Genomic DNA, 21,578 nt, shown 5'->3' on the forward strand with positions numbered 1-21,578 from the left:
GGGCCTGGGGGCGTGCTCGGAGTGCGGTGCCGCCGACCCGAGGGGGCGGGGGGCGTCTGGCAGGCCGCCGCCGCCCCGCACGCATGACCCCGCCGCGCCGCCCCACGCCGTCCCGCCCCGCGACCCCGGGCGGCACCGACGCCCCGCGGCTCGACCCCGTCGATCCGCAGGGGCTCGTCGTCCTCGGCACCGACCTGCTGGGTCCGCGCGACACCCGAGAGCTCGAGCGCTACGTCGACGCCGACCTGACCGATCGCGACCTCGAGGGGGCCGAGTTCACCGAGTGCGTCTTCGAGGCGCCCCGGCTCGGATCGGCCCGACTGCGCGGTGCGCGCCTGGTCGAGTCGGTGCTGTCCGACTCGTTCGCCCCCGAGCTGGCCGCAGCGCGCAGCACCTGGCGTGACGTCCGCGTCCAGCGGCCCCGGTGGGGGTCGGCCGAGCTGTTCGACGCCGAGCTGCGGTCGGTGCACGTGGTCGGCGGCAAGATCGACTTCCTCAACCTGCGCGGGGCGCGACTCACCGACGTCGTGATCGAGGGGTGCACGATCGGCGAACTCGACCTCGGGGGCGTCCAGGCCCTGCGGGTCGCGCTGGTCGACTGCCGCATCGGCACGCTCGACGTGACCCGCGCCTCCTTGTCGCACACCGACCTGCGCACCAGCGACTTCTCGCGCATCGACGGCTTCGAAGGGCTTCGCGGCGCGACCATCGACGAGCTGCAGCTGGCGACCTTCGCCCCGACGATGGCGGCTCACCTCGGGCTCGTGGTCGGCTGAGCCCGGGCCGCCCGTGTTGCGCCCGGCTACGCCCTGGCCGAACACGTCGGGGTTGCACGAGGCGGCGGTGCTATCGTCGCCGACAGAGCAACGCGCTCCGGGGTCAGTGAAAATCTGAGCCGGCGGTCACAGTCCGCGACCCGTGTCGTCACCGAGAGGTGCCGACCCGGTTGAACCGGTGGAACTCCGGTACCGACGGTCATAGTCCGGATGAGAGGTAGCGCGGGCCCGGTCGTCCGTCCGCGGACCCCGGGCCGATGCCGACCCTCGCGTCGCGCACCCCCGGAGAGCCCTCGGCACACAGCCAGGCAGACCGGAGGACGACATGACGACGCAGGCGACCACGCCCCGCGGGCCCGACGCACGAACGCGCCGACCCATCGACGCGACGAGCACGGCGGTGCGCTGATGTTCACCGGTCTCGTCGAAGAACTCGGACGCGTCGAACGCGTCGACGACCGGGGCGACAGCGTCCGACTGACGGTCCACGGCCCGGCCGTGCTGACCGACGCCGCGCACGGCGACTCCATCTCGGTCAGCGGCGTCTGCCTGACGGTGGTCGCGCAGCAGGGCGACACGTTCACGGCCGACGTCAGGGCAGACGCTGGCCATGAGCACGGTCGGGGCGTTCGGCCCCGGCACGCCCGTGAACCTCGAACGCGCCGCCCGCGTCGGCGACCGCCTCGGCGGTCACATCGTGCAGGGCCACGTCGACGGCACGGCCACGGTCGTCGAGATCGAGCAGGGCGACGCCTGGCGTCGGGTCCGCTTCGACCTCGCCGACGACCTCGCGCCCCTGCTCGTCGACAAGGGCTCGGTGACGCTCGACGGCGTGAGCCTCACGGTGAGCGCGATCAGCGATCCCGGCGAGGTTCCGGGGTGGTTCGAGGTCCGCCTCATCCCCGAGACGCTCGCCGTGACGCCGCTCGGCGGCAAGGCCGTCGGCGACCGGGTCAACGTCGAGACCGACGTGCTCGCCCGTCACGTGCGCCGCATGCTGCGGCTGGACGCGCTCGACGCCGACGGCCCCCGTGGTGCGACCGGCCGGGCCGACGCGCTGGACGCGCCCGACGCGGCCGTGGCGGGGCGCCCCGGACCGTGTCGACCCCCGCCGAGGAGGCGCGGGTCGACTCGCGCCTCGCGCCGATCGAGCTCGCTCTCGAACACCTGCGTCGGGGCCGACCCGTCGTGGTGGTCGACGACGAGTCCCGCGAGAACGAGGGCGACGTCGTCCTGTCGGCCGAGTTGGCCTCGCCCGAGTGGATCGCCTGGACGGTGCGGGTGTCGTCGGGTTTCGTCTGCGCGCCGATGACGAACGAGATCGCCGACCGACTCGACCTGCCGCCGATGGTCGCCCACAACGAGGACGCCCGCGGCACGGCCTACACGGTGAGCGTCGACGCGGCGGCCGGTGTGACGACGGGCATCAGCGCCTCCGACCGGGCGACGACCCTGCGCACGCTCGCGTCGCCCACCAGCGTGCGCGACGACCTGCACCGCCCCGGGCACGTCCTGCCGCTGCGGGCCCGCGACGGCGGAGTGCGTGAGCGCGACGGCCACACCGAGGCCTCCGTCGACCTGATGAAGGCCGCGGGGCTGCGACCCGTCGCCGTGATCAGCGAGATCGTGGGCGACGACGGCGAGATGATGCGCCTGCACGAACTGCTCGACTTCGGTGGCCGCGAGGGAGTGCCGGTCGTGACGATCGCCGACCTCGTCACCTGGTTGGGTGACCGCGACCTCGACGATCCCGCCCCCGTGCCCGGTTCCCCGATCATCGACACCACGACCACGACCACGACCACGACCACGACCACGAACACGCACACGAACACGACCCCCGAAGGAGACCCCGCATGAGCGGAGCAGGAGCCCCCACCGAACTCGACGTCGACGGCACGGGAGTCCGCGTGACGATCGTCGCCGGCACCTGGCACGAGACGATCACCGACGGACTGCTGGCCGGAGCGTTGGCCACCGTCGAACGCCTCGGCGCCACGGCCACGGTCGTGCGCGTGCCCGGCAGTTTCGAACTGCCCGTCGTCGCGAAGGCCGCGCTCGAGGCCGGGGCCGACGCGGTCGTCGCCCTCGGAGTGATCATCCGTGGCGGCACGCCGCACTTCGAGTACGTGTCCGACGCCGCGACCTCGGGCCTGCTGCGGGTGACCCTCGACACGGGCAAGCCCGTCGGGTTCGGCGTGCTCACGCTCGACGACGAGCAGCAGGGCCTCGACCGCGCCGGCCTTCCCGGCTCGAGGGAGGACAAGGGCGCCGAGGCGGCACACGCCGCCGTCGCGACGGCCGTCCAGCTGCGCGACATCGCCCGAGCCGGCTCGGGCCGCGTCATCGGCTTCTAGGACCTGCGCTGCGCCGGTCCCTCGACCCGCGCCTCCCCGGCTCTGCGACCCGCGCCTCCTCGTCCCGCGCCTCCCCGGGTCCGCGACCCGCGCCTCCTCGCCCCGCGCCTCCCCGGGTCCGCGACCCGTGCCTCCTCGTCCCGCGCCTCCCCGGCTCCGCGACCCGCGCCTCCTGCCGGGCGGTTCGCGACCTCTCCGGCAACCCGACCGTGCCGAACCCGACCGCGTTGAAAGCTCTTGGCCGAACCCGACCATGGGACGACGACACGCCGCTCATCTCGAGAGTTGAGCGGCGTGTCGGATCTCCGGTGTCGCGAATTGCACAGGCAACTGACCCGGGCGGGTGGGGGCCCCGGGCGGGCGCGGGGAGGCTCCGACCGGCTAGGCGAAGACCTCGGCCAGGAAGGCCTCGAGCTGCTGCCACGAGCGGCGGTCCGCGCGGGCGTCGTACTGCGCACCGTGGTCGGGTGCGTCGGTGCCGGGCACGGCGAAGGCGTGCATGACGCCGCTGTAGCTCAGCACCTGCCAGTCGGGTGCCTCGGCGGCGCGCATCTCGTCCTCGAACGCGACGACCGCCTCGTCGGGGACGACCGGATCGGCCGCGCCCGTCATGACGAGCAGCGGGGCGGTCACGGCGCCCTTCTCGGCGGGCATGCCCGTGCCGAGCCCACCGTGGAACGACACGACGCCGGCGACGTCGGCGCCCGCGCGAGCCAGCTCGAGGGCCCCCGAGCCGCCGAAGCAGTAGCCCATCACGGCGATCCGCGACGGGTCGACGCCGGGTTCGGCCCGCAGTCGCTCGAGGTTCGCGAGCAGCCGCGACCGGAAGAGCGCGACGTCGCCGTAGTACTTGCCCGCCTCGGCCGCGGCGTCCTGCGGCGAGGGTCGGACGCCCTGCCCGTAGACGTCGCCGGCGAGGGCGACGTAGCCGAGTCGTGCGAGCATCTGCGCGCGCACCTCGACGTGGTCGATGACGCCCATCCAGTCGTGCAGCACGAGGACGCCGGGCACGAGCTCGGACGAGGAGGCGCGGGCCGGCTTCGCGAGGAACCCCTCGAGATCGACGTCGGTCGCCGCGTAGACCTCGTCCGACGTCGCGACGCCGCCCGGGTCGGGCACGCTGTCGAGGACGCGCTGCAGGTCGGGGGAGAGGGCGGGAGCGGGTTCGGTCGTGGTCACACGGGGACGCTACTCCCGACCGGTCGGACGGCGCCGACCGGTCTCGGCCGCGGTCTCGCCCAAAACTCGGGCCTGGTCTCAGCCCGGGTCGACGATCCGTGCCACGGCCTGTCGCACGACGTCGCACCGCCTCTGTTGGGGGCCGGTGTGCATGTTGGTGGCCTCGGGCGTGACGAACCAGGCCAGCACGACGCCGAAGACCATGGTCAGCAACTCGTCGGCGTCCCAGCCGGACGAGATGTCGCCGGCGTCTTGCGCCGCGCGCACCGAGTCGCGGCGCGCCTCGAGCTGGCCGTGGTCGAGCACGCCGGGGCTCGGCAGTGCGACGCCCTCGATCTGACCCCAGAGCAGCAGTCGGGCGTCGTCGGGGTTCGAGGCCAGGTGGTCGTAGAGGGCGCTCGCCCACCCCGGCAGGTCGTGGGCGTCGAAGGGGACGACCGCGACCCAGCGACCGATGCTCTCGCCGAGCGCGGCGTCGAAGAGGTCACGCTTGGTCGAGAAGTGGGCGTAGAGGCGCTCTTTGCTCGCCTCGGCGTCGCGCGCGATCGTGTCGACGCGGGCCCCGGCGAGGCCGCGGGCCGCGAACTCGGTCCTCGCTGCCTCGAGCAGCCGTTCCCGCGGAGGGGTGGGTCGTCGTGCCATGCCCAGAGCATAGGGGCTGGACCCCACCGGACCACCCGGTTCGGACCGAGGTCTTCGCTGACCGGACCGAACGGTTCGCTCGTTGTCCCGACGGGCGCCGTCGGGCGCCGTCGGGCGCTGTCGGTTCGTCGGACGGTCAGAGGGTGCGGGCATCCGCCAGGTCGACGCCGGCCGCGGTCGCGACGCCGGCGTTGGTGATGCGCCCGGCGACCGCGTTGACGCCCCGCGCCAGCGACGCGTCGACGGCGATCGCGTCCCGCCACCCCCGGTCGGCCAGGGCCAGCGCGTAGGGCATGGTCGCGTTGGTCAGGGCCCGGGTCGAGGTCTGGGGGACGGCCCCGGGCATGTTGGCGACGCAGTAGTAGACGCTGTCGTGCACGGCGAAGGTCGGGTCGTCGTGCGTGGTCGCGTGCGATCCCTCGAAGCAGCCGCCCTGGTCGATGGCGATGTCGACGAGCACCGACCCGGGACGCATCGACGCGACCATGTCGTCGGTGACGAGCTTGGGGGCCTGGGCGCCGGGGATCAGCACGGAGCCGATCACCAGGTCGGCCGCCGCGACCTGGGCGCCGATCTCGTACGCCGTCGAGGCGCGGGTCTGCACCCGGCCGCCGAACTGCACCTCGAGGGCACGGAGACGCGGCAGCGACACGTCGATCACGGTCACGTCCGCGCCGAGGCCGAGGGCGTTCGCGGCGGCGTGCTCGCCGGCGACGCCGCCGCCGATCACGACCACCTTCGCCTTCGGGGTGCCGGGGACGCCACCGAGCAGCACGCCCGTGCCGCCGATCGGCTTCATGAGGTGGTAGGCCCCGACCATCGTGGACAGGCGGCCGGCGACCTCGCTCATCGGCGAGAGCAGCGGCAGGCTGCGGTCGTCCCGCTGGACCGTCTCGTACGCGATCGCGGTCGTGCCGGAGGCGAGGACGGCCTCGGTGCACTCGGGCGACGCCGCGAGGTGCAGGTAGGTGAAGAGGGTCTGGTCGGCCCGCATCAGCGGGTACTCGGCCGCGATCGGCTCCTTGACCTTCATGAGCAGGTCGGACTCACCCCAGACGGTGGCCGCGTCGTCCACGACCGTCGCGCCCGCGGCGACGAACTCGTCGTCGGAGAACCCCGAACCCCGCCCGGCACCCGCCTGCACGATCACGTCGTGTCCGCGGCGCGAGAACTCGTGGACGCCGGCCGGGGTCGCGGCGACGCGGTTCTCGTTGTTCTTGATCTCGGTGGGGATGCCGACGCGCATGGTTCGTCCTCTCGGGAGTGGCCTCGACGACGGGCGGCCGGTGCACGCCTCTGTTCGCCGAACTGAGGTCAGTGTGCTGTTTCGTGCCGATGCGTGCCAAGCTCTCCGCACGAGATTCTGTGCGGGGCCCTTGTCGCCGCACGATCGACGACGAGGGGGCGACTGGACATGGCTGCGACGAACGACGTTCGGCTCGACGAGATCGACCGGCAGCTCGTGCGCCTGTTGGTCGCGAACAGCCGCACCCCGAACGCCACCCTGGCCGCGCAGGTGGGGATCGCTCCGTCGACGTGTCTCGCGCGCCTCCGGTCGCTCGTCGAGCGCGGCGTCGTCGCCGGCTTCGGGGCCGACGTCGACCTCTCGGCCCTCGGACTCGACCTGCAGGCGCTGATCAGCGTGACGATCCTCGCCTCGGCCCGGCAGCGCATCGCCGCCTTCTCGGCCGAGATCCGGGCCCTGCCGCAGGTGGTGCAGCTGTTCTTCCTGGGCGGGTCCGAGGACTTCATCATCCACCTGGCGGTCCGCGACACGAACGACGTGCGCGAGTTCGTGCTCGACCACCTCTCGGCGCACCCGGCCGTCGCCTCGACCCGCACCAGCCTGGTCTTCGAGCACCACCACCCCGGCCCGACCGTCTGACCGTCTGACCCGCTGACCGGCTGGTCGGCTGGTCGACGACGCGCCGGCGGGCGGGGCCGACCTCAGCGCGAGGCGACGAGCGTCATCGGCAGGTGGGGGATGCCGTCCTCGAGGAACTCGTCACCGTCGACCACGAAGCCGAACCGTGCGTACCAGCCCGAGAGGTGGGCCTGGGCGTCGAGTCGGATCAGTCGGCCCTCGCACGCGGTGACGGCCGCTCGCATCAGGTCGGCTGCGAGCCCACGACCGCGAGCCGCCGCCGCCGTCGCCACCCGGCCGATGCGACGGTCGTCGCCGTCGTGCAGCACGCGGAGCGTCGCCAGGACGCGGGCATCGTCGTCGGTGAACCAGAGGAGGCGCGCGGTCGGTTCGAGGTCGCGCCCGTCGAGCTCGGGGTAGGGGCACTCCTGTTCGACGACGAAGACGTCGACCCGGAGGCGGAGGATCTCGTAGAGGACGACGGGGTCGACCTCTGCGACGGACGACGAGTGCAGGGTGGGGTTCACGGAGCCACGCTATCGGCCTCGCGGGCGTGCCCGGATGCCGCCGCCGGGCCGGTCACCACGCCTCACCCAGCGGCATGGTCGTGAAGGCGCCGCCGACGGGTGCGTCGGGTGGCTGCACCTGACCCGCGAAGCGGTCGGCGAACGCCTCGGCGTCGTCCTCGGGGTGGTAGCCGATGGCCTCGCCCGCGGCGAGCGACACGACGCGACGGGTGTTCCGGCTGACGCCCCAGACGACGTGGTGCCCGGCCGGGGCCGTCGTGAGGGTGGCCAGGATCAACCGGGTCGCGTCGGCCGGCGACAGCCACGTGCCGAGGCTGCGGGCGTCGGGCGGCTCGACTTCGGCCGTCATGATGCGCGCCGACACGACGGTCGGGCCGAAACGGTCGGCGTACAGGCTGCCGACGGCCTCGAGCAGCACCTTGCTGACGCCGTAGAACGAGTCGGGGCGAGGGGCGGGGACGTCGTGGTCGGCGGCACTCGAGCCGGGTTCGAAACCGACGGCGTGCACCGAACTGGCCGCGAGCAGGCGGGCGACACCGGCGCGACGGGCGGCCTCGTGCACGACGTACGCGCTCTCGACGTTGAGGTCGCGGATCTCGTGCCACGTGCGCTCGCTGGCGTGGGACGCGAGGTGGACGACCAGGTCGGCTCCGCCGAGCGAGACGGTGAGGGACTCGAGATCGGTCACGCCGACGTGTTCGAACGTCTCGCGTGCCCGGAGGTCGTCGGGCGGCGCGACCACGTCGAGCAACCGTAGGTCGTGGCCGGCCTCGAGCAGCAGGGGGCGGACCCAGGTGGCGATGCGCCCCGAGCCCCCCGTGATCGCGATGGTCGCCATGCGTGCCGCCTCTCGTCGTGGGGCCGTCGGCCCGTCTCGTCATCCGCTCCGATCCTGCCCGAGACCACCGACACCGTCCCTCGGGGCACGTCAGGCGTCCACCGAACGGCCCTCGCGAGGCGTCCCCGCGTCCCCCGGATGCCCCACCCGAGCCTGGCAGGGTTCTGGCGAAGGCCTGGCAGGGCGCTCCACGGCCCGGGTCGGTGACGCGTCACCTCATACCGTGACGGAGGGCCCGACGACGTGCCACGACCCCGTCCCCGACCGAAAGGCACCTCCATGTCGTCAGTTCCCTCGTCCCTCGGACTCTTCCTGGTCCGCGTCGTCCTCGGGGTCGTCTTCGTCGCGCACGGGTGGCAGAAGCTCGCCGTCGACGGCCTCGCCGCGACACAGGGTGCCTTCGGCGGCATGGGCATCCCGCTCGCCGAGGTGGCCGCCCCGGTCGCGGCCGTCACCGAACTGGCCGCCGGTGTCGCGCTCGTCGTCGGCTTCGCCACCCGCGTCGCCGCCGCCCTCCTGGCGGTCACGGCGGTCGTCGCCTTGGTCGCCGTCCACCTGCCGAACGGCTTCTACTCGACGACCGGCGGCTTCGAGTACGTCCTCGTCCTCGCGGTCGCCTCGATCGCGATCGTGCTCACCGGGCCGGGCCGCCTCGCCCTCGACGCCCTGGTCGTCCGAGGACGGCGTGCCCGTCGCGAGGCCCCGGCCTCGCAGCCCGTCACCGTCTGACCGACGAATCCCGGCGCGGCCGGTCGGCGGGGCCGGGACGGGTGAACGTGACGTGCCCTCGAGGGTGATTTGCGCCTCCTCGTCCCGTCCCCGCCCCCGATCCGTGGTCGGGTGGATGCCGATGACCCTCGCCACCGACCGCCTCCGCCCTTCGGGCGACCGACCCCGCACCGGGTCGCCCGTGCTCGTCTTCGGGGACGTCCTCGACGACATCATCGTCAGCCCCCGGACGGGCGGCGACCCCGGAACCGAGACGGTGGCCACCATCCGGCACCGGGCCGGGGGATCGGCGGCGAACACGGCGGCGTGGCTCGGGTCCCTGGGGGTCGACGTCTCGTTCGTCGGGCGGGTGGGCACGGCCGACCTGCAACGCCATTCGCAGCTGCTCGCCACCGCCGGGGTCGTGGCCCGCCTGGCCTACGACGCGCACGACCCGACGGGGACGGTCGTCATCACGGTCGACGGCTCGTCGCGCACCATGTTCACCGATCGGGGCGCAGGTGCCTCGCTGGGTCCGGACGACGTCCCGGACGACCTCGTCGCCGGGGCCGGTCTCGTGCACTTCACGGGCTACACGGTCGCCCAGTCCCGCAGCCCCGTCGCCCTCCGACGCCTGGTGGGCCGGGCTCGGGAGGCCGGAGCGCTCGTCTCGGTCGCCCCGGGCAGCGCCTCGATCGTCCGCCGGTTCGGGGTGTCCGCCTTCCTCGCGGCCGTCCACGGGGCCGATCTCTTCTTCCCGTCGGACGAGACGGCTCGCGAGCTGACCGGGCTGGACGAGCCGATCGCCGCGGCGGCGGCCCTCGCCGAACACGTCGGCGTGGTCGCTCTCGTCGCCGACGACGGGGGAGCCGTCGTGGTCTCGCGGGGGCAGCCGCCGGTCGTGGTCGACGGGGTCGTCTCGCGCTGGGTCGACTCGGTGGGTCTGGTCGACGCGTTCTCGGCCGGGTTCATCGCCACGTGGGCGACGTCGCGCAGCCTGGGGGTCGCGGGACGCAGCGGGGCCCGCGCCGCCGCCCGGGCCGCCGGGGTGGCCGGAGGGCGGCCGCCCGCCTGACGACGTCGGACCGGTCGAGCGCTGGACGAGCCCTGGGTCAGCGCGGACTCTCGGCGCTCACCAGCACGGTCTGGACCCGGGGCGGGCGCTCGGGGGTGAGCCGGATCTCGAACCGGACGACACCGCGGGCACCGCGTCGACGCCAGACCAGGTGCGACGGTGCCGACGACTCGTCGGCCGGGAGCGGATCACCGTCGCCGGAGTCGTCCCAGCCCCCCACCGACTCGACGAGAGCTGCCCAGGAGGCGCGGCGTCGGTCGAGCGGGAGGTCCAGTTCGACGTTCTCGCTGAACAACCCGTCGGGCACCGTCCCGCCGCGGACCACGGCCTCGACCGCGTCCCGCGCGCTCGACGTCTCGGGCCACGGGCGGACGACGACCCGGGCGTCGGCGCGGTCGGCCATCATGCCGTCGAGTGCGAGCCCGATCGGCTCGGAGACCTTCGAGTAGGTCGCGTTCTCGAACCCGATGGCGCCGAGGCCGGTCGCGGTCTGCCAACGCATGTGGGCCGAGAACCCGGGGTAGCCCCCGCTGTGCGACACCACGGGGCCGTGGTCGGGGTAGTGCTCGACGAACAGGCCGAACCCGTAGCCGCCGGGGTGACCGGCCCGGGCGGGGACGAACCGCTGCACCTGCTGCATCTCGCGTCGGGAGGCGCGCGAGAGGATGCCGTCGAGGTCGCCCCGGCCCTCGGGGTCGAACGCCGAGCCGAGCCAGCGCGCCCAGCGCGTGAGGTCGGTCACGGTGCTGAACAACCCGCCGATCGGCGAGAACGCGCCCGGGCCCGAGAACGGCAGGGCGTCACCCCCGTCGGAGGCGCGGCGGTGGCCGATCGCGACGCCTCCGGTGGCCGACACGGTCACCTCGAACCCGGTGCTCGCCAGACCGAGCGGCTCGAGGACGGTCGACTCGACGACCTCGCGGTAGGGCCTGCCGGCGACGGCCGCGATCGCCCGGCCCACGAGGGCGAAGCCGAGGTTGGAGTAGGCGAAGGTCGTGCCCGGCACGCTGTCGAAGCTCAGCCCGGCCCGCAGCAGGGCGTCGAGTTCGTCGTCGGGGAGGGATTCTTGCCGGTCGCCCCACGGATCGTCGGTGGGGAAGCCGGCCGACATGGTCAGGAGCATGCGCAAGGTCGGCACGGGGGAGTCGGCCGTCGGGAGGGCCACCTCGCCGAACGCCGGCACGAAGTCGGTGATCGGTGCGTCGAGCGACACGAGCCCGGCGTCGCGCTGGGCGAGCAGGGCCGTCGCGGTGAAGCTCTTCGTGCACGAGGCGATGCGGTACGCCGTGTCGACGCCGGGTGCGGTGCCGGGGGCGATCTCGCCGTACGAGCGGTCGTGCACGAGGCCCGTGCGGTCGAAGGTCGCCCAGACGGCGCTCGGACCGCGACGCTCGGGCGGACGCGCGGCGAACACGGCGTCGATCCCCGCGGGTGGGCTGGTGCGGGCGGGGTGTGATGACGTCGTCACGGAGGTGGTCCTCTCGGGGGGCGGGGTCATTCGGTGCGGGTGGTGCGGCGCATCGCCTCGTAGGCGTCGAGCGCGGCCCGGCGCGAGGCCTTGAGGTCGACCATGGGCTCGGGGTACGAGTCGTCGTCGACCTCGGGAACCCAGCGGCGCACGTAGTCGCGCTGCTTGTCGAACTTGTCGGCCTGCAGCACGGGGTTGAACACCCGGAAGTACGGGGCCGCGTCGGCGCCCGAGCCGGCCGTCCACTGCCAGTTGGCGGGGTTGTTCGCCTCGTCCGCGTCGACCAGGGTGTCCCAGAACCATTGCTCGCCGACCCGCCAGTCGGCCAGCAGGTTCTTGACGAGGAAGCTGGCCGTGACCATGCGCACCCGGTTGTGCATGTACCCGGTGGTCCACAGCTCGCGCATGCCGGCGTCCACCAGCGGGATGCCGGTCGTGCCCTGCTGCCACGCCTCGAGTTCGCCAGGCTCCAGTTCGTGCCACGGGAACTCGTCGAACTCGGGTCGGTAGTTCTTCGTGGCGAGGTGCGGGTTCGCGAAGAGGACCGTGTGGTTGAACTCGCGCCAGACGAGTTCGCGGAGGAAGCCCGAGGCCTGCTCGCGGGCATCGGGCGAGAGGTCGCCCCGCATGCGGTGCCAGACCTGGAACGGGCTGACCTCGCCGAACCGGAGGTGGGGCGAGAGGTGGCTCGTCGCCTCTTGAGCCGGTTCGTCGCGCAGGCCGTAGTCGGCCAGGTGTCCCGTGGCGAAGCGTTCGAGCGTGTCGAGGGCGGAGGCCTCGCCCGGGGTCCAGGAGTCGCGGAGTCCACCGGCCCAGTCGGGTGCCGTGGGCAGGAGGGCCCACGAGTCGAGGTCGTCGCTGTCGGGCGTCGTGCGGGGCCCGTGCAGTTCGTCGGGGGCCGCCTCGGGGTGGCGCGGCTCGGGCCGGTCGAGGCACGCGCGCCAGAACGGCGTGAAGACCTTGAACGGTTGGCCCTGCCCGGTCTGGATCGTCCACGGTTCGAACATGAGGTTCGCCTGGAAGCTGCGCACGTCGAGCCCGCGCTCGCGCAGGGACGACTTGAGCTCGGCATCCGCGTCGCGGGCGGCGAGGCCGTACCGGCGGTTCCAGAAGACGGCGCCGGCGCCGACCTCGTCGACGAGGCGGGGGAGTTCGCGCGCCTGAGGGCCCCGGCGCAGGGTCAGTCGGCCGCCGATGGCCTGGAGCGAGTCGGCGAGGGCGGCCAGGCTGTGGTGCAGCCACCAGCGCGAGGCGCCGCCCAGGGGGCGGATGCCGTCGGTCTCGTCGTCGAGCAGGAAGAGGACGACGACCGGCTCACCCCTCTCGACGGCGGCCACGAGGGCGGGGGTGTCGGCGAGGCGCAGGTCGTCGCGCAACCAGACGATCGAGGGCGACGTCATGCGTCCGCCCCGACCGGCGTGCCGAGGCGCAGCTTGGTGCAGAGCTCGGCCAGGGAGGCCAGCTCGTCGTCGTCGAGCGCACCGCCCACCCGCCGGCGGATCGCCTCGGCGTGGCTGATCGCCGTGCGTCGGTAGAGGTCGTAGCCCTCGTCCGTCATGGTCACGATGATGCCTCGCCCGTCGCCGGGGTCGGAGGTCTTCTCGACGATGCCCTTCGAGGCGAGTCGGTCGACCAGGCGGCTGATGCTCGGCTGTGTGAGCAGGGGGTGACGGGGCCGGCCGCGGAGGCGAGCCCGCCGATCGGGCTGGTTCGACAGGTTGAACAGCACGTCGTACTCGTTGAACGAGATCTCGCTGGTCGGAAAGCACTCGGTCAGTTCACGCATGACGCTGACCTGGGCCCGGAACAGGGCTTCCCAGGCCCCCACGGCCATCGATGTCTCGCTCATGTCGTACCTCACGTTCGTCGAGGACGAGTCTACGAAAGGCCACCGTCCTCGGGCCGACACGGGTGGGGACGCGACGCGGGCACCGTGCCGTCGGGACACGAGATGGGTCGCCCGGGCACACGACAGAGGGCCGGTCGCCCGATGGCGACCGGCCCTCTTCCCTTGCACCAGGAGTGTCCTGCAATCACATTCCGCCTCGGTCGCCACAGCAAACGACGTCGGCGAGACACAATCTATAACGGATCGGTAACGGTGGTCCAGGGGTGAACCCGATGAATTCCTGGGAACTCGGACCGACCCGGCACCGCGGCCGTCGTGTGATGCGAGCCGGGCTCAGAACACGTCCGGCGACGGTGTCGACGCGTGGCGGATCGAGACGTCCGCGTGGCGGTCGAAGCGGTAACCGACACCGCGGACGGTGCGGACGATGTCCTCGAAGGCGCCGAGCTTCGACCGCAGCCGGCGGACGTGGACGTCGATGGTGCGTTCGTTCGGCACCTCGTCGTCGCCGTCGGCCCAGAGGCTCGAGATGAGCTCGGCTCGTTCGATGGTGCGGCCCTCGCGCAGGACGAGGTACTGCAGCAGCTCGAACTCCTTGTACGTCAGGGGGGCCACGTCGCCGTCCAGCAGCAGGCGCTTGCGCGAGATGTCGACGACGACGCCGCCACGGGCGCCGGGCTCGTCGTCCTCGGTGCCCTGCCGGCGCTTCGCCAGGGCGGCCGGGTCCTGCAGGGCCAGCCGGACCACGTCGACGTCGCGGCCGCCCGCCCCCTCGGGAGCGAGCGCCACGGCGGCGTGCGTCTCGGCCGACGGGGCGATCCGACCGACGAGCTCTTTGATCTGCGAGACGACGTCGCCGAGCGAGGTGCCGTCGGCGGCGGCCTTCAGCTCGTCGAGTCCGACGTAGAGGACGAAGCCGCGGGCCTCGGTGCCTTCGGGCACGGCGCGAGGGCGAGGTGCCGCGGGAGCCGCGGGGATCGAGGCGACGGGCGCGGCGGTCGGGGCGGCCGAGCGGGCGGGCGCGATCTCGCGGAGTGGAGTCGGCGCGGCGGAGCGGGCGGGCGAGACGGTGCGGGTGGCGGTGACGGGGCGGTCGAGGATGAGGGACATGACAGGCGGGGTCCTTGCGTGACGGCGGCGGTCCCTCGGCCGACGGGTCGCCGGGATGCGGAGGGACTGCTCGATGTGTGTCGGTGCTCGATCCCGCCGGCGATGGTGCCGAACGTCACGAGCAGTCGGTGCGATGCACCGTTCGGGATGCGCGTCGAGGGTGGCGACGCGGAGCATCCTGGAGTCGGTGGCTCAGTGACCGGGTGGGGCCACGAGCTCAGCTGGCGGTGTCAGCAGCTTCGACTCGGCGAGGTGTGTGACCGGATCAGGCACACATTCGACACGTGACAGCGTGCATCGGCATCATCATGCCGGTGCTCCCGAGGGCCTCACGAGAGGTCGGGGCGAGCACACTGTTAGTCATGGGGTCGATCTTGTTACACCCCGCGTCCCGATGTCAAGCGACGTTCGCGTTCCGACGGCGTGGGCGGCCCGGAAACGCCGAGCCGCGCCTCCTGCGGTCAGGAGGCGCGGCCCGGGTCGTCGAGATGGCGTGCGTCAGGCGAGCCCGTACAGGCGGTCACCCGCATCGCCGAGGCCCGGCACGATGTAGCCCTGCTCGTTGAGCCTCTCGTCGACGGCGCCGAGCACGACGTGGACGTCGCGGCCCTCCATCGCCTTCTCGACGGCGGCGAGGCCCTCGGGTGCGGCCAGGATGCAGACCGCCGTGACGTCGACGGCGCCGCGGTCGAGCAGGTAGTCGATGGCGGCGATCAGCGAGCCACCGGTCGCGAGCATCGGGTCGAGCACGAAGCACTGGCGGTTCGACAGGTCGTCGGGCAGACGCTCGGCGTACGTCGTGGGCTGCAGGGTCTCTTCGTCGCGCACCATGCCGAGGAAGCCCACCTCGGCCGTGGGCACGAGCTTGGTCATGCCCTCGAGCATGCCGAGGCCGGCGCGCAGGATCGGCACGACGAGCGGTCGCGGCTGGCTGATCTCGAGACCCGTGGTCGGGCCGACCGGGGTCTCGATGTCGACGGGGCTCGTGCGGACGTCGCGCGTGGCCTCGTAGGCCAGCAGCGTGACGAGCTCTTCGGTCAGCGCCCGGAAGGTGGGGGAGGGTGTGCTCTTGTCGCGGAGCACGGTCAGCTTGTGGGTGATCAGGGGGTGGTCCGCTACGTGCACTCGCATAGGCTCAACGGTAGCGGAGTCGACCGGTTCCGCGAGCCGTCCCGACCCCGCAGAGGCCCCGTGATCGCCGTCCCGCCCGAGTTCGACGACTGGATGTCGCTCGCCCTCGCCGAGGCCGCCGCCTGTCGCGTCTCGGCCGACGTGCCGGTCGGTGCCGTGGTGGTCGACGCCGACGGTGTGGTGATCGCGACGGGCCGCAACGAACGCGAACTGCGCCAGGACCCGACGGCCCACGCCGAGGTGATCGCGCTGCGGGCCGCCGCCGCGCACACGGGCGACTGGCACCTCACCGGCACGACGCTCGTGGTCACCCTCGAACCGTGCCCCATGTGTGCCGGGGCACTGCTCGCCGCGCGGGTCCCGCGGCTCGTCTACGGCGCCTGGGACGACAAGGCAGGAGGCGCGGGCAGCGTCTACGACATCGTCCGCGACCGCAGGCTGCCGCACCGCGCCGAGGTCTACGCCGGCGTGCGCGAGGCGGAGTGCCGGGCGCAGCTCGACGCGTTCTTCGCCGAGCGACGCTGAACCGAGCGACGCCGGACCGAGCGACGCCGGACCGAGCACCGCGGGACCGGGCCGGCGCGCGTGGCCGACCCGCGCCTCCTCGGGTCAGTCGGCGGCGCGGATGACGATCGCGTCGGTCGGCGGGTCGACCTGGCCCGGCTTCACCCAGACGTCGGGTTCGACGTAGATGACGCGGGCGATCGGCACGGCCTCGCGGATGCGCGACTCGACGGCGTTGATCGCGCTGGCGACGTCGGCCAGCACGGTGCGGCCGGGCATCGCGACCTTGACGCCGACGAGCAGCTCGTCGGGGCCGAGGTAGAGCGTCTTCATGTGGATGATCGACTCGACCTCGGGGCCGCCGGTGACGGCCGCGCGGATCTTCGCGACGTCGTCGGCCGAGGCGCCCTCGCCGACGAGCAGGCTCTTCGTCTCGATGCCGAGGACGATCGCGACGGCGACGAGGAGCACGCCGATCGCGAGGGTGCCGATCGCGTCGAACACGCCGTCACCGGTGATCCAGGTCAGCACGACGCCGACCATGGCGAACGACAGGCCCAGCAGGGCGGCGGCGTCCTCGAGCAGCACGACCGGCAGCTCGGGGGCCTTGGCGCGGCGCACGAACGAGACCCAGCTCTGCTGGCCCTTGCTCGGTCGGGACTCGCGGATCGCCGTGCGCAGCGAGAACCCCTCGAGGGCGAGCGAGATCGCGAGCACGAGCACCGGCAGCCAGGGCACCTCGAGCGGGTGCGGCTCGCGCAGCTTCTCGACGCCCTCGTAGAGCGAGAAGACACCGCCGACGCTGAACAGGATGATCGACACGACGAAGGCGTAGACGTAACGCTCCCGGCCGTAGCCGAACGGGTGCTCGGCGTCGGCCGCCTTCTTGGACTTGCGGCCGCCCAGCAACAGCAACACCTGGTTGCCCGAGTCGGCCAGCGAGTGGACGCCCTCGGCGAGCATCGACGACGATCCCGAGAAGGCCCAGGCGATGAACTTCGTCACCGCGATGCCCAGGTTCGCGCTGAGTGCGGCGATGATCGCCTTGTTGCCGCCGTGACTGCTCATCGGTTCCGATCCCCTCGTGTGGTCCTGGTCGATCCTAGGATGGCCGGATGGTCACCACCCTCCCCACCACAGCGATTCTCGGAGCCGGCTCGATGGGCGGCGCGATCCTGCAGGGCCTGTTGCGCCCCGAGGTGTCGGTCGACGGGGGCGTGCGGGTGACGAACCGCACCGAGGTCAAGGCCCGGGCGCTGCGGCACGGCGCCGTCACCTCGCTCGCGACCGAGACCGACCCGAGCGCCAACTCCTCGGCGGTCGTCGGTGCGCGGCTCGTCCTGATCGGCGTGAAACCGCACATGGTGGTCGACCTCCTGCACGAGATCGGTCCGGCGCTCGACGCGGGCGCCGTCGTGGTGAGCCTCGCCGCCGGCGTCACGACCGCCACGATGGAGGCCGCCCTGCCCGAGTCGGTCTCGGTGCTGCGCTCCATGCCGAACACCCCGTCGCACGTCGGCCTCGGGGTGACCGGGCTCAGCGCCGGCTCGCGCTCGACCGACGCCGACCTCGACCTGGCCCGGTCGCTCTTCGCGGTGGTCGGCGACGTCGTCGTCGTCCCCGAGTCGCAGATCGACGCGCTCAGCACGATCTCGGGTTCGGGACCCGCCTACGTCTTCTACCTGATCGAGCAACTGCAGGAGGCGGCGGTCGCCTTGGGCTTCACCCGCGCGCAGGCCGCCACCATGGTGCAGGGCACGTTCCGCGGTGCGAGCGAGCTGCTCGCGACGAGTGACGTCCTGCCGACCGACACCGCGCCCGCCGAGCTGCGTCGTCGGGTCACCAGCCCGGGCGGCACGACCGAGCGCGCCGTCGCCGAACTCGCCGACGGCGGTCTGCTCGAGCTGTTCGAGCGGGCCACACAGGCCGCCCTCGCCCGCAACCGCGAGATCGCCGAAGGTCGCTAGCCGCGGTCAGCCCTCGAGGGCGGCGAAACGTTCGATCGCGCGGCTGTCACCCGACACGATGATCAGGTCGTGGTTGCTGATGACCGTGTCGGGGGTGGCCTCGACGAACGCGCCCCCGGGGCTCTTAACCCCGACGATGGTGATGCCGTACTTCTTCCGGATGTTCGACGCGGCCAGCGAGGCACCGCGGACGGGCTTCGGCGGGTACATCTTGACGATGGCGAAGGCGTCGTCGAACTCGATGTAGTCGAGCATGCGACCCGAGACGAGGTGCGCGACGCGCTCGCCGGCCTCGCGCTCGGGATAGATCACGTGGTTGGCACCGATGCGGGCGAGGATCTTGCCGTGCGACTGGCTGATCGCCTTCGCCCAGATCTGCGGCACCTTGAGGTCGACCAGGTTGGCCGTGATGAGCACGCTGGCCTCGATGGACGAGCCGACCGCGACCACGGCGATCGAGAAGTCCTGCGCACCGATCTGCTTGAGTGCGTCGATGCTCCGGGCGTCGGCCTGCACCGCGTGCGTCACGCGGTCGGCCCACTTCTGCACGAGCCCGGCGTCGGTGTCGACGGCGAGCACGTCGCGGTCCTGCCGTTCGAGCTGCCCGGCGGTGGCGGCGCCGAAGCGGCCGAGGCCGATGACGAGCACCGGGGCGTCGTGCTTGATCTTGTCAACCAACGATCGGTCGCTCCTCGGCTCGGATGAACAGCTGGCGTCGTTGGCTGGCGGCCAGGGCGACGGAGAGTGTCACTGTACCAACGCGGCCCATCCACATCGTGACCGCCAGGATGTACTTCGCCGAGTCCGGGAGCCGGTCGGTCAGCCCCGTGCTGAGGCCTGACGTCGCGAAGGCCGAGATGGTCTCGAACAACACGTGGTCGAGCGGCTCCTTGGTGATGTGCATGATCAGGATGCTCGACACCGCCACGATCGTCGCGCCCCACAACACGACGCTGACGGCCAGGCGCAGGACGTCGCTGGGGATGCGACGGCCGAAGGCCTCCATCGACCGCTGACCGCGCGCCTCGGCGAACGCGGCGAGGAACAGGACGGCGAGCGTCGTGACCTTGATGCCGCCGGCCGTCGAGGCCGAGCCGCCGCCGATGAACATGAGCATGTCGGTGACGAGCAGGGACGAGCCGTTCAGGTCGGAGATCTGGATCGTCGAGAAGCCGCCCGACCTCGTCATCATGCTGAGGAAGAGCGACTGGAACACCGTCGGTCCGGCCGCGATGCCGCCGAACGTCTTCGGGTTGTCGAACTCGAGGACGATGTAGAGCACCATGCCGAACACGATCAGGATCGCGGTCGTGACGAGGGTCAGCTTCACGTGGACCGACCAGCGACGGGGGTTGCGAGGGTTGCGGGCAAGGGCGTAGATCACCGGGAACCCGATGCTGCCGAGGAACACCCCGACCATGATCAGGCTGAGGAACCAGTAGTCGTTCTCGAACGCGGCGAGTCCCTCGGCGTTCGGCGTGAACCCCGTGTTCGTGAAGGCCATGGCCGAGTAGTAGAAGCTGTCGAGCACGGCGTCGCCGACGGGGATGCCGTCGATCAGCATGCGGGGGATCATCAGCACGGCGATCACGAGCTGGATCACGAACGAGCTGAGCGCCACCGTCGTCAGCAGGCCACCGATCTCGCCGAGACGCACCGCCTGACCCTCGGGCACCGGGCCGGCGTGCACGCGCAGCGGGTTCTGGTCGCCGGCGGCCATCAGTCGGGCGCGGAGGCCGAGCTTCCGCGAGACGACGAGACCCATGATCGAGGCCAACGTGAGCACACCGATCGCACCGATCTGCACGCCGACGAAGATGACGACGTGGCCGAACAGGGACCAGTGGGTGGCCATGTCGACAGTCGCGAGGCCGGTCACGCAGATGACCGAGACGGCCGTGAAGACGGAGTCGGCCAGCGGGGTGATCGTCCGGTCGGCGGACGAGATCGGCAGCGAGAACAGCAGCGTGAAGACGACGATCAGGCCGGTGAAGATCAGGATGGCGAAGCGCGCGGGCGACTTGCGACCGATGTCGTCGATCGCGTCGCTGAGTCTGCGCCAGGGCGAGCGGCCGGGGTCCGAGGGGCGGCGTCGACCGGCGACGGGGGCGCGAGTCACGACGGTCATGCTATCCCGGGTCACTACGCTGGTCGCATGCCGGACATCTTCGCCGTGATCGCCGACGCCACCCGCCGAGACCTCCTGAAGGTGCTGCTCGACGCGTCGCTGTCGACCGACTCCGCCAACGCCGACATCAGCGTGGGCGAGATGGTCACGTCGCTCGGCGTCAGCCAGCCGACGGTCTCGAAGCACCTGCGGGTGCTGCGCGAGGCCGGTCTCGTGCGGGTCCGCGAAGAGGGACAGCACCGCTACTACTCGCTCGAGCCGGGGCCGCTCGAGGTCGTCGAGGACTGGTTGATCCCCTTCGTCAGCGCCGACTCGTTGACCTCCGAGGCCCTGGCCAGCACGCCGTTCGCGGCCTGGGCCGGGGCCACCGTGCCCGCCCCGCTCCGAAGGGCGGCCGAGAACCTGCCCGACGCCGGGGACGTCGGGAGCACGCTGGGTCGCTACGCGGCCGGGGCGCAGTACCGCGCCTCCTCGGCCCTGCACGACGCGCAGAGCGCGCTCGGTGCCCTCGACGAGCGCGTCATCGATCCCGTGCGCAAGCGCCTTGGACGCACCGGGCAGTAGCGTCCGACCGACCTTTACACCGAGTCACACGCGCCCCTAGAGTTGCCCCCAGGCACACGGGAAACACCCGTCTGCTCCACAGCCCCGCCCCGGGGCCCGAGTCGAGGCAGGGTCATGTCGCAGGATCTGTCGGATGTGCGGTTCCTCACGGTCGCCGAGGTGGCCGACATGATGCGCGTGTCGAAGATGACCGTCTACCGCATGGTCCACTCGGGCGAGCTCCCGGCGATCCGCTTCGGGCGGTCTTTCCGCGTGCCGGAATCGGCCGTCGCGGCCGTGTTGCGCATCGGCATCGCCGACGTCGGCTAGGCCGCTTCGACTTTCTCGGGCCGTCCTAGTAGACTGACCCGAGGCATTTTTCCGCGGTTCTGTTTCGGACCCGGTCGGTCCAATCCAGAAATCAGTGAGGTCCTCTATGGGTTCTGTCATCAAGAAGCGTCGCAAGCGCATGGCGAAGAAGAAGCACCGCAAGCTGCTCCGCAAGACTCGTCACCAGCGTCGCAACAAGAAGTAGTCGCTCGACACGAAGGCCCCCGCCGACCACCGGTCGCCGGGGGCCTTCGTCGTGCCCGGGGGCATTCGGCCCTCGCTACCCTTGAGGGCATGGCCGAACCGCGAATCACCCTCCTGACCAAGCCGGGCTGCCACCTGTGCGACGACGCCCGGTCCACGCTGCACGACGTGCTGGCCGAGGCCGAGTTCGCCGATGCCGCTCTTCCCGTCGACGAGAAGAACATCCTCGACGACGCCGAGCTCACCGCCGAGTACGCGGAAGAGATCCCCGTCGTGTTGATCGACGGTCGCGTGCACACCATCTGGCGGGTCGAGCCGGAGCGCCTGCGGACGGCGCTCCGCGCTTCTTTCGCATGATTCGCATGATTCGCATGCCCA

24 protein-coding genes, 2 pseudogenes and 1 riboswitch are annotated in these 21,578 nt (G+C 72.1%); of the genes and pseudogenes, 13 read left to right on the plus strand and 13 right to left on the minus strand.

Going from position 1 to position 21,578, the window contains the following annotated elements:
• Nucleotides 1–83: 83 nt before the first annotated feature.
• From AEQ27_RS08860 to ribH, 4 genes and pseudogenes are all read left to right on the plus strand, one after another.
• Nucleotides 84–776 carry a pentapeptide repeat-containing protein gene (locus AEQ27_RS08860; RefSeq protein WP_054146319.1) on the plus strand — a complete coding sequence of 231 codons (693 nt, stop codon included), beginning with the start codon at nt 84–86 and terminating at the stop codon, nt 774–776.
• Nucleotides 777–866: 90 nt separating this feature from the next.
• Nucleotides 867–1,002, plus strand: a riboswitch (FMN riboswitch).
• 182 nt (nt 1,003–1,184) lie between these two features.
• A pseudogene (locus AEQ27_RS18320) lies at nt 1,185–1,785 on the plus strand (riboflavin synthase); the annotation flags it as partial.
• A gap of 137 nt (nt 1,786–1,922) precedes the next feature.
• Nucleotides 1,923–2,585: pseudogene (ribB, locus tag AEQ27_RS18325) on the plus strand (3,4-dihydroxy-2-butanone-4-phosphate synthase); the annotation flags it as partial.
• Between the two features lie 47 nt (nt 2,586–2,632).
• Entirely contained in the window at nt 2,633–3,133 is a 501-nt protein-coding gene (gene ribH / locus AEQ27_RS08875) for a 6,7-dimethyl-8-ribityllumazine synthase (protein WP_054146320.1), read from the plus strand.
• Nucleotides 3,134–3,514: 381 nt separating this feature from the next.
• Here ribH and AEQ27_RS08880 read toward each other — a convergent pair whose 3' ends face one another.
• The 3 genes from AEQ27_RS08880 to ald form a co-directional block, all read right to left on the minus strand.
• The gene (locus tag AEQ27_RS08880) at nt 3,515–4,312 is read right to left on the minus strand and encodes a dienelactone hydrolase family protein (protein WP_054146321.1); all 798 of its coding nucleotides are present in this window, start codon (nt 4,310–4,312) and stop codon (nt 3,515–3,517) included.
• Nucleotides 4,313–4,390: 78 nt separating this feature from the next.
• Nucleotides 4,391–4,954 (minus strand): TetR family transcriptional regulator, encoded by a 564-nt coding sequence (locus AEQ27_RS08885; RefSeq protein ID WP_054146322.1) that lies wholly within the window; start codon nt 4,952–4,954, stop codon nt 4,391–4,393.
• Between the two features lie 136 nt (nt 4,955–5,090).
• Nucleotides 5,091–6,200: an alanine dehydrogenase gene (gene ald / locus AEQ27_RS08890; RefSeq protein ID WP_054146323.1), complete on the minus strand. Its 1,110-nt coding sequence runs from the start codon at nt 6,198–6,200 to the stop codon at nt 5,091–5,093.
• A gap of 168 nt (nt 6,201–6,368) precedes the next feature.
• Between ald and AEQ27_RS08895 the strand changes: the two genes are divergently transcribed.
• A complete protein-coding gene (locus tag AEQ27_RS08895) occupies nt 6,369–6,839 on the plus strand; it encodes an Lrp/AsnC family transcriptional regulator (RefSeq protein WP_054146324.1) in 471 nt (156 codons plus the stop codon).
• A gap of 62 nt (nt 6,840–6,901) precedes the next feature.
• Here AEQ27_RS08895 and AEQ27_RS08900 read toward each other — a convergent pair whose 3' ends face one another.
• Together AEQ27_RS08900 and AEQ27_RS08905 are read right to left on the minus strand one after the other, a co-directional pair.
• Nucleotides 6,902–7,345: a GNAT family N-acetyltransferase gene (locus AEQ27_RS08900; protein ID WP_054146325.1), complete on the minus strand. Its 444-nt coding sequence runs from the start codon at nt 7,343–7,345 to the stop codon at nt 6,902–6,904.
• A 52-nt stretch (nt 7,346–7,397) separates the two neighbouring features.
• Entirely contained in the window at nt 7,398–8,183 is a 786-nt protein-coding gene (locus tag AEQ27_RS08905; protein WP_054146326.1) for an NAD(P)-dependent oxidoreductase, read from the minus strand.
• Nucleotides 8,184–8,462: 279 nt separating this feature from the next.
• On the opposite strand from AEQ27_RS08905, the gene AEQ27_RS08910 reads away from it, so the two are divergent.
• On the plus strand, nt 8,463–8,912 hold the full coding sequence (locus AEQ27_RS08910; RefSeq protein WP_054146327.1) for a DoxX family protein: 450 nt from the start codon (nt 8,463–8,465) through the stop codon (nt 8,910–8,912).
• A gap of 121 nt (nt 8,913–9,033) precedes the next feature.
• On the plus strand, nt 9,034–9,966 hold the full coding sequence (locus AEQ27_RS08915; protein ID WP_161805510.1) for a carbohydrate kinase family protein: 933 nt from the start codon (nt 9,034–9,036) through the stop codon (nt 9,964–9,966).
• 37 nt (nt 9,967–10,003) lie between these two features.
• Here AEQ27_RS08915 and AEQ27_RS08920 read toward each other — a convergent pair whose 3' ends face one another.
• From AEQ27_RS08920 to upp, 5 genes are all read right to left on the minus strand, one after another.
• Nucleotides 10,004–11,434, minus strand: a complete 1,431-nt coding sequence (locus AEQ27_RS08920) for a serine hydrolase (protein ID WP_161805511.1) — start codon at nt 11,432–11,434, stop codon at nt 10,004–10,006.
• Between the two features lie 26 nt (nt 11,435–11,460).
• Complete coding sequence (locus tag AEQ27_RS08925) at nt 11,461–12,834, minus strand: deoxyribodipyrimidine photo-lyase (protein ID WP_054146330.1); 1,374 nt, start codon at nt 12,832–12,834, stop codon at nt 11,461–11,463.
• Complete coding sequence (locus tag AEQ27_RS08930; RefSeq protein ID WP_054146331.1) at nt 12,831–13,283, minus strand: MarR family winged helix-turn-helix transcriptional regulator; 453 nt, start codon at nt 13,281–13,283, stop codon at nt 12,831–12,833. Before AEQ27_RS08930 ends, AEQ27_RS08925 begins: the two co-directional genes overlap by 4 nt.
• Before the next feature lie 333 nt (nt 13,284–13,616).
• The gene (locus AEQ27_RS08935; protein ID WP_082383387.1) at nt 13,617–14,393 is read right to left on the minus strand and encodes a winged helix-turn-helix domain-containing protein; all 777 of its coding nucleotides are present in this window, start codon (nt 14,391–14,393) and stop codon (nt 13,617–13,619) included.
• A 498-nt stretch (nt 14,394–14,891) separates the two neighbouring features.
• A complete protein-coding gene (gene upp / locus AEQ27_RS08940) occupies nt 14,892–15,524 on the minus strand; it encodes a uracil phosphoribosyltransferase (protein WP_054146332.1) in 633 nt (210 codons plus the stop codon).
• Between the two features lie 93 nt (nt 15,525–15,617).
• Between upp and AEQ27_RS08945 the strand changes: the two genes are divergently transcribed.
• Nucleotides 15,618–16,049, plus strand: coding sequence for a nucleoside deaminase (locus tag AEQ27_RS08945; RefSeq protein WP_054146375.1), 432 nt, complete (start codon nt 15,618–15,620; stop codon nt 16,047–16,049).
• 84 nt (nt 16,050–16,133) lie between these two features.
• Here the strand turns inward: AEQ27_RS08945 and AEQ27_RS08950 are convergent, their stop codons facing one another.
• The gene (locus tag AEQ27_RS08950; protein WP_054146333.1) at nt 16,134–17,096 is read right to left on the minus strand and encodes a cation diffusion facilitator family transporter; all 963 of its coding nucleotides are present in this window, start codon (nt 17,094–17,096) and stop codon (nt 16,134–16,136) included.
• Between the two features lie 47 nt (nt 17,097–17,143).
• Here AEQ27_RS08950 and proC point away from each other — a divergent pair, with 47 nt between their 5' ends.
• Nucleotides 17,144–17,995 carry a pyrroline-5-carboxylate reductase gene (proC, locus tag AEQ27_RS08955; protein ID WP_054146334.1) on the plus strand — a complete coding sequence of 284 codons (852 nt, stop codon included), beginning with the start codon at nt 17,144–17,146 and terminating at the stop codon, nt 17,993–17,995.
• A gap of 6 nt (nt 17,996–18,001) precedes the next feature.
• Here the strand turns inward: proC and AEQ27_RS08960 are convergent, their stop codons facing one another.
• Entirely contained in the window at nt 18,002–18,673 is a 672-nt protein-coding gene (locus AEQ27_RS08960; RefSeq protein WP_054146335.1) for a TrkA family potassium uptake protein, read from the minus strand.
• Nucleotides 18,666–20,114 carry a TrkH family potassium uptake protein gene (locus AEQ27_RS08965; protein WP_369813619.1) on the minus strand — a complete coding sequence of 483 codons (1,449 nt, stop codon included), beginning with the start codon at nt 20,112–20,114 and terminating at the stop codon, nt 18,666–18,668. Before AEQ27_RS08965 ends, AEQ27_RS08960 begins: the two co-directional genes overlap by 8 nt.
• 36 nt (nt 20,115–20,150) lie before the next feature.
• Between AEQ27_RS08965 and AEQ27_RS08970 the strand changes: the two genes are divergently transcribed.
• From AEQ27_RS08970 to AEQ27_RS08980, 4 genes are all read left to right on the plus strand, one after another.
• Nucleotides 20,151–20,687 (plus strand): helix-turn-helix transcriptional regulator, encoded by a 537-nt coding sequence (locus AEQ27_RS08970; RefSeq protein ID WP_082383388.1) that lies wholly within the window; start codon nt 20,151–20,153, stop codon nt 20,685–20,687.
• 114 nt (nt 20,688–20,801) lie between these two features.
• Nucleotides 20,802–20,996: a helix-turn-helix domain-containing protein gene (locus tag AEQ27_RS08975; RefSeq protein WP_043593002.1), complete on the plus strand. Its 195-nt coding sequence runs from the start codon at nt 20,802–20,804 to the stop codon at nt 20,994–20,996.
• A 106-nt stretch (nt 20,997–21,102) separates the two neighbouring features.
• Nucleotides 21,103–21,201, plus strand: a complete 99-nt coding sequence (locus tag AEQ27_RS16560; RefSeq protein WP_003792170.1) for a 30S ribosomal protein bS22 — start codon at nt 21,103–21,105, stop codon at nt 21,199–21,201.
• Between the two features lie 89 nt (nt 21,202–21,290).
• Nucleotides 21,291–21,557 carry a glutaredoxin family protein gene (locus AEQ27_RS08980; RefSeq protein ID WP_054146337.1) on the plus strand — a complete coding sequence of 89 codons (267 nt, stop codon included), beginning with the start codon at nt 21,291–21,293 and terminating at the stop codon, nt 21,555–21,557.
• Nucleotides 21,558–21,578: the final 21 nt, after the last annotated feature.

Origin of the sequence: Frigoribacterium sp. RIT-PI-h (assembly GCF_001297205.1) — a bacterium.
Classification (GTDB): domain Bacteria; phylum Actinomycetota; class Actinomycetes; order Actinomycetales; family Microbacteriaceae; genus Frigoribacterium.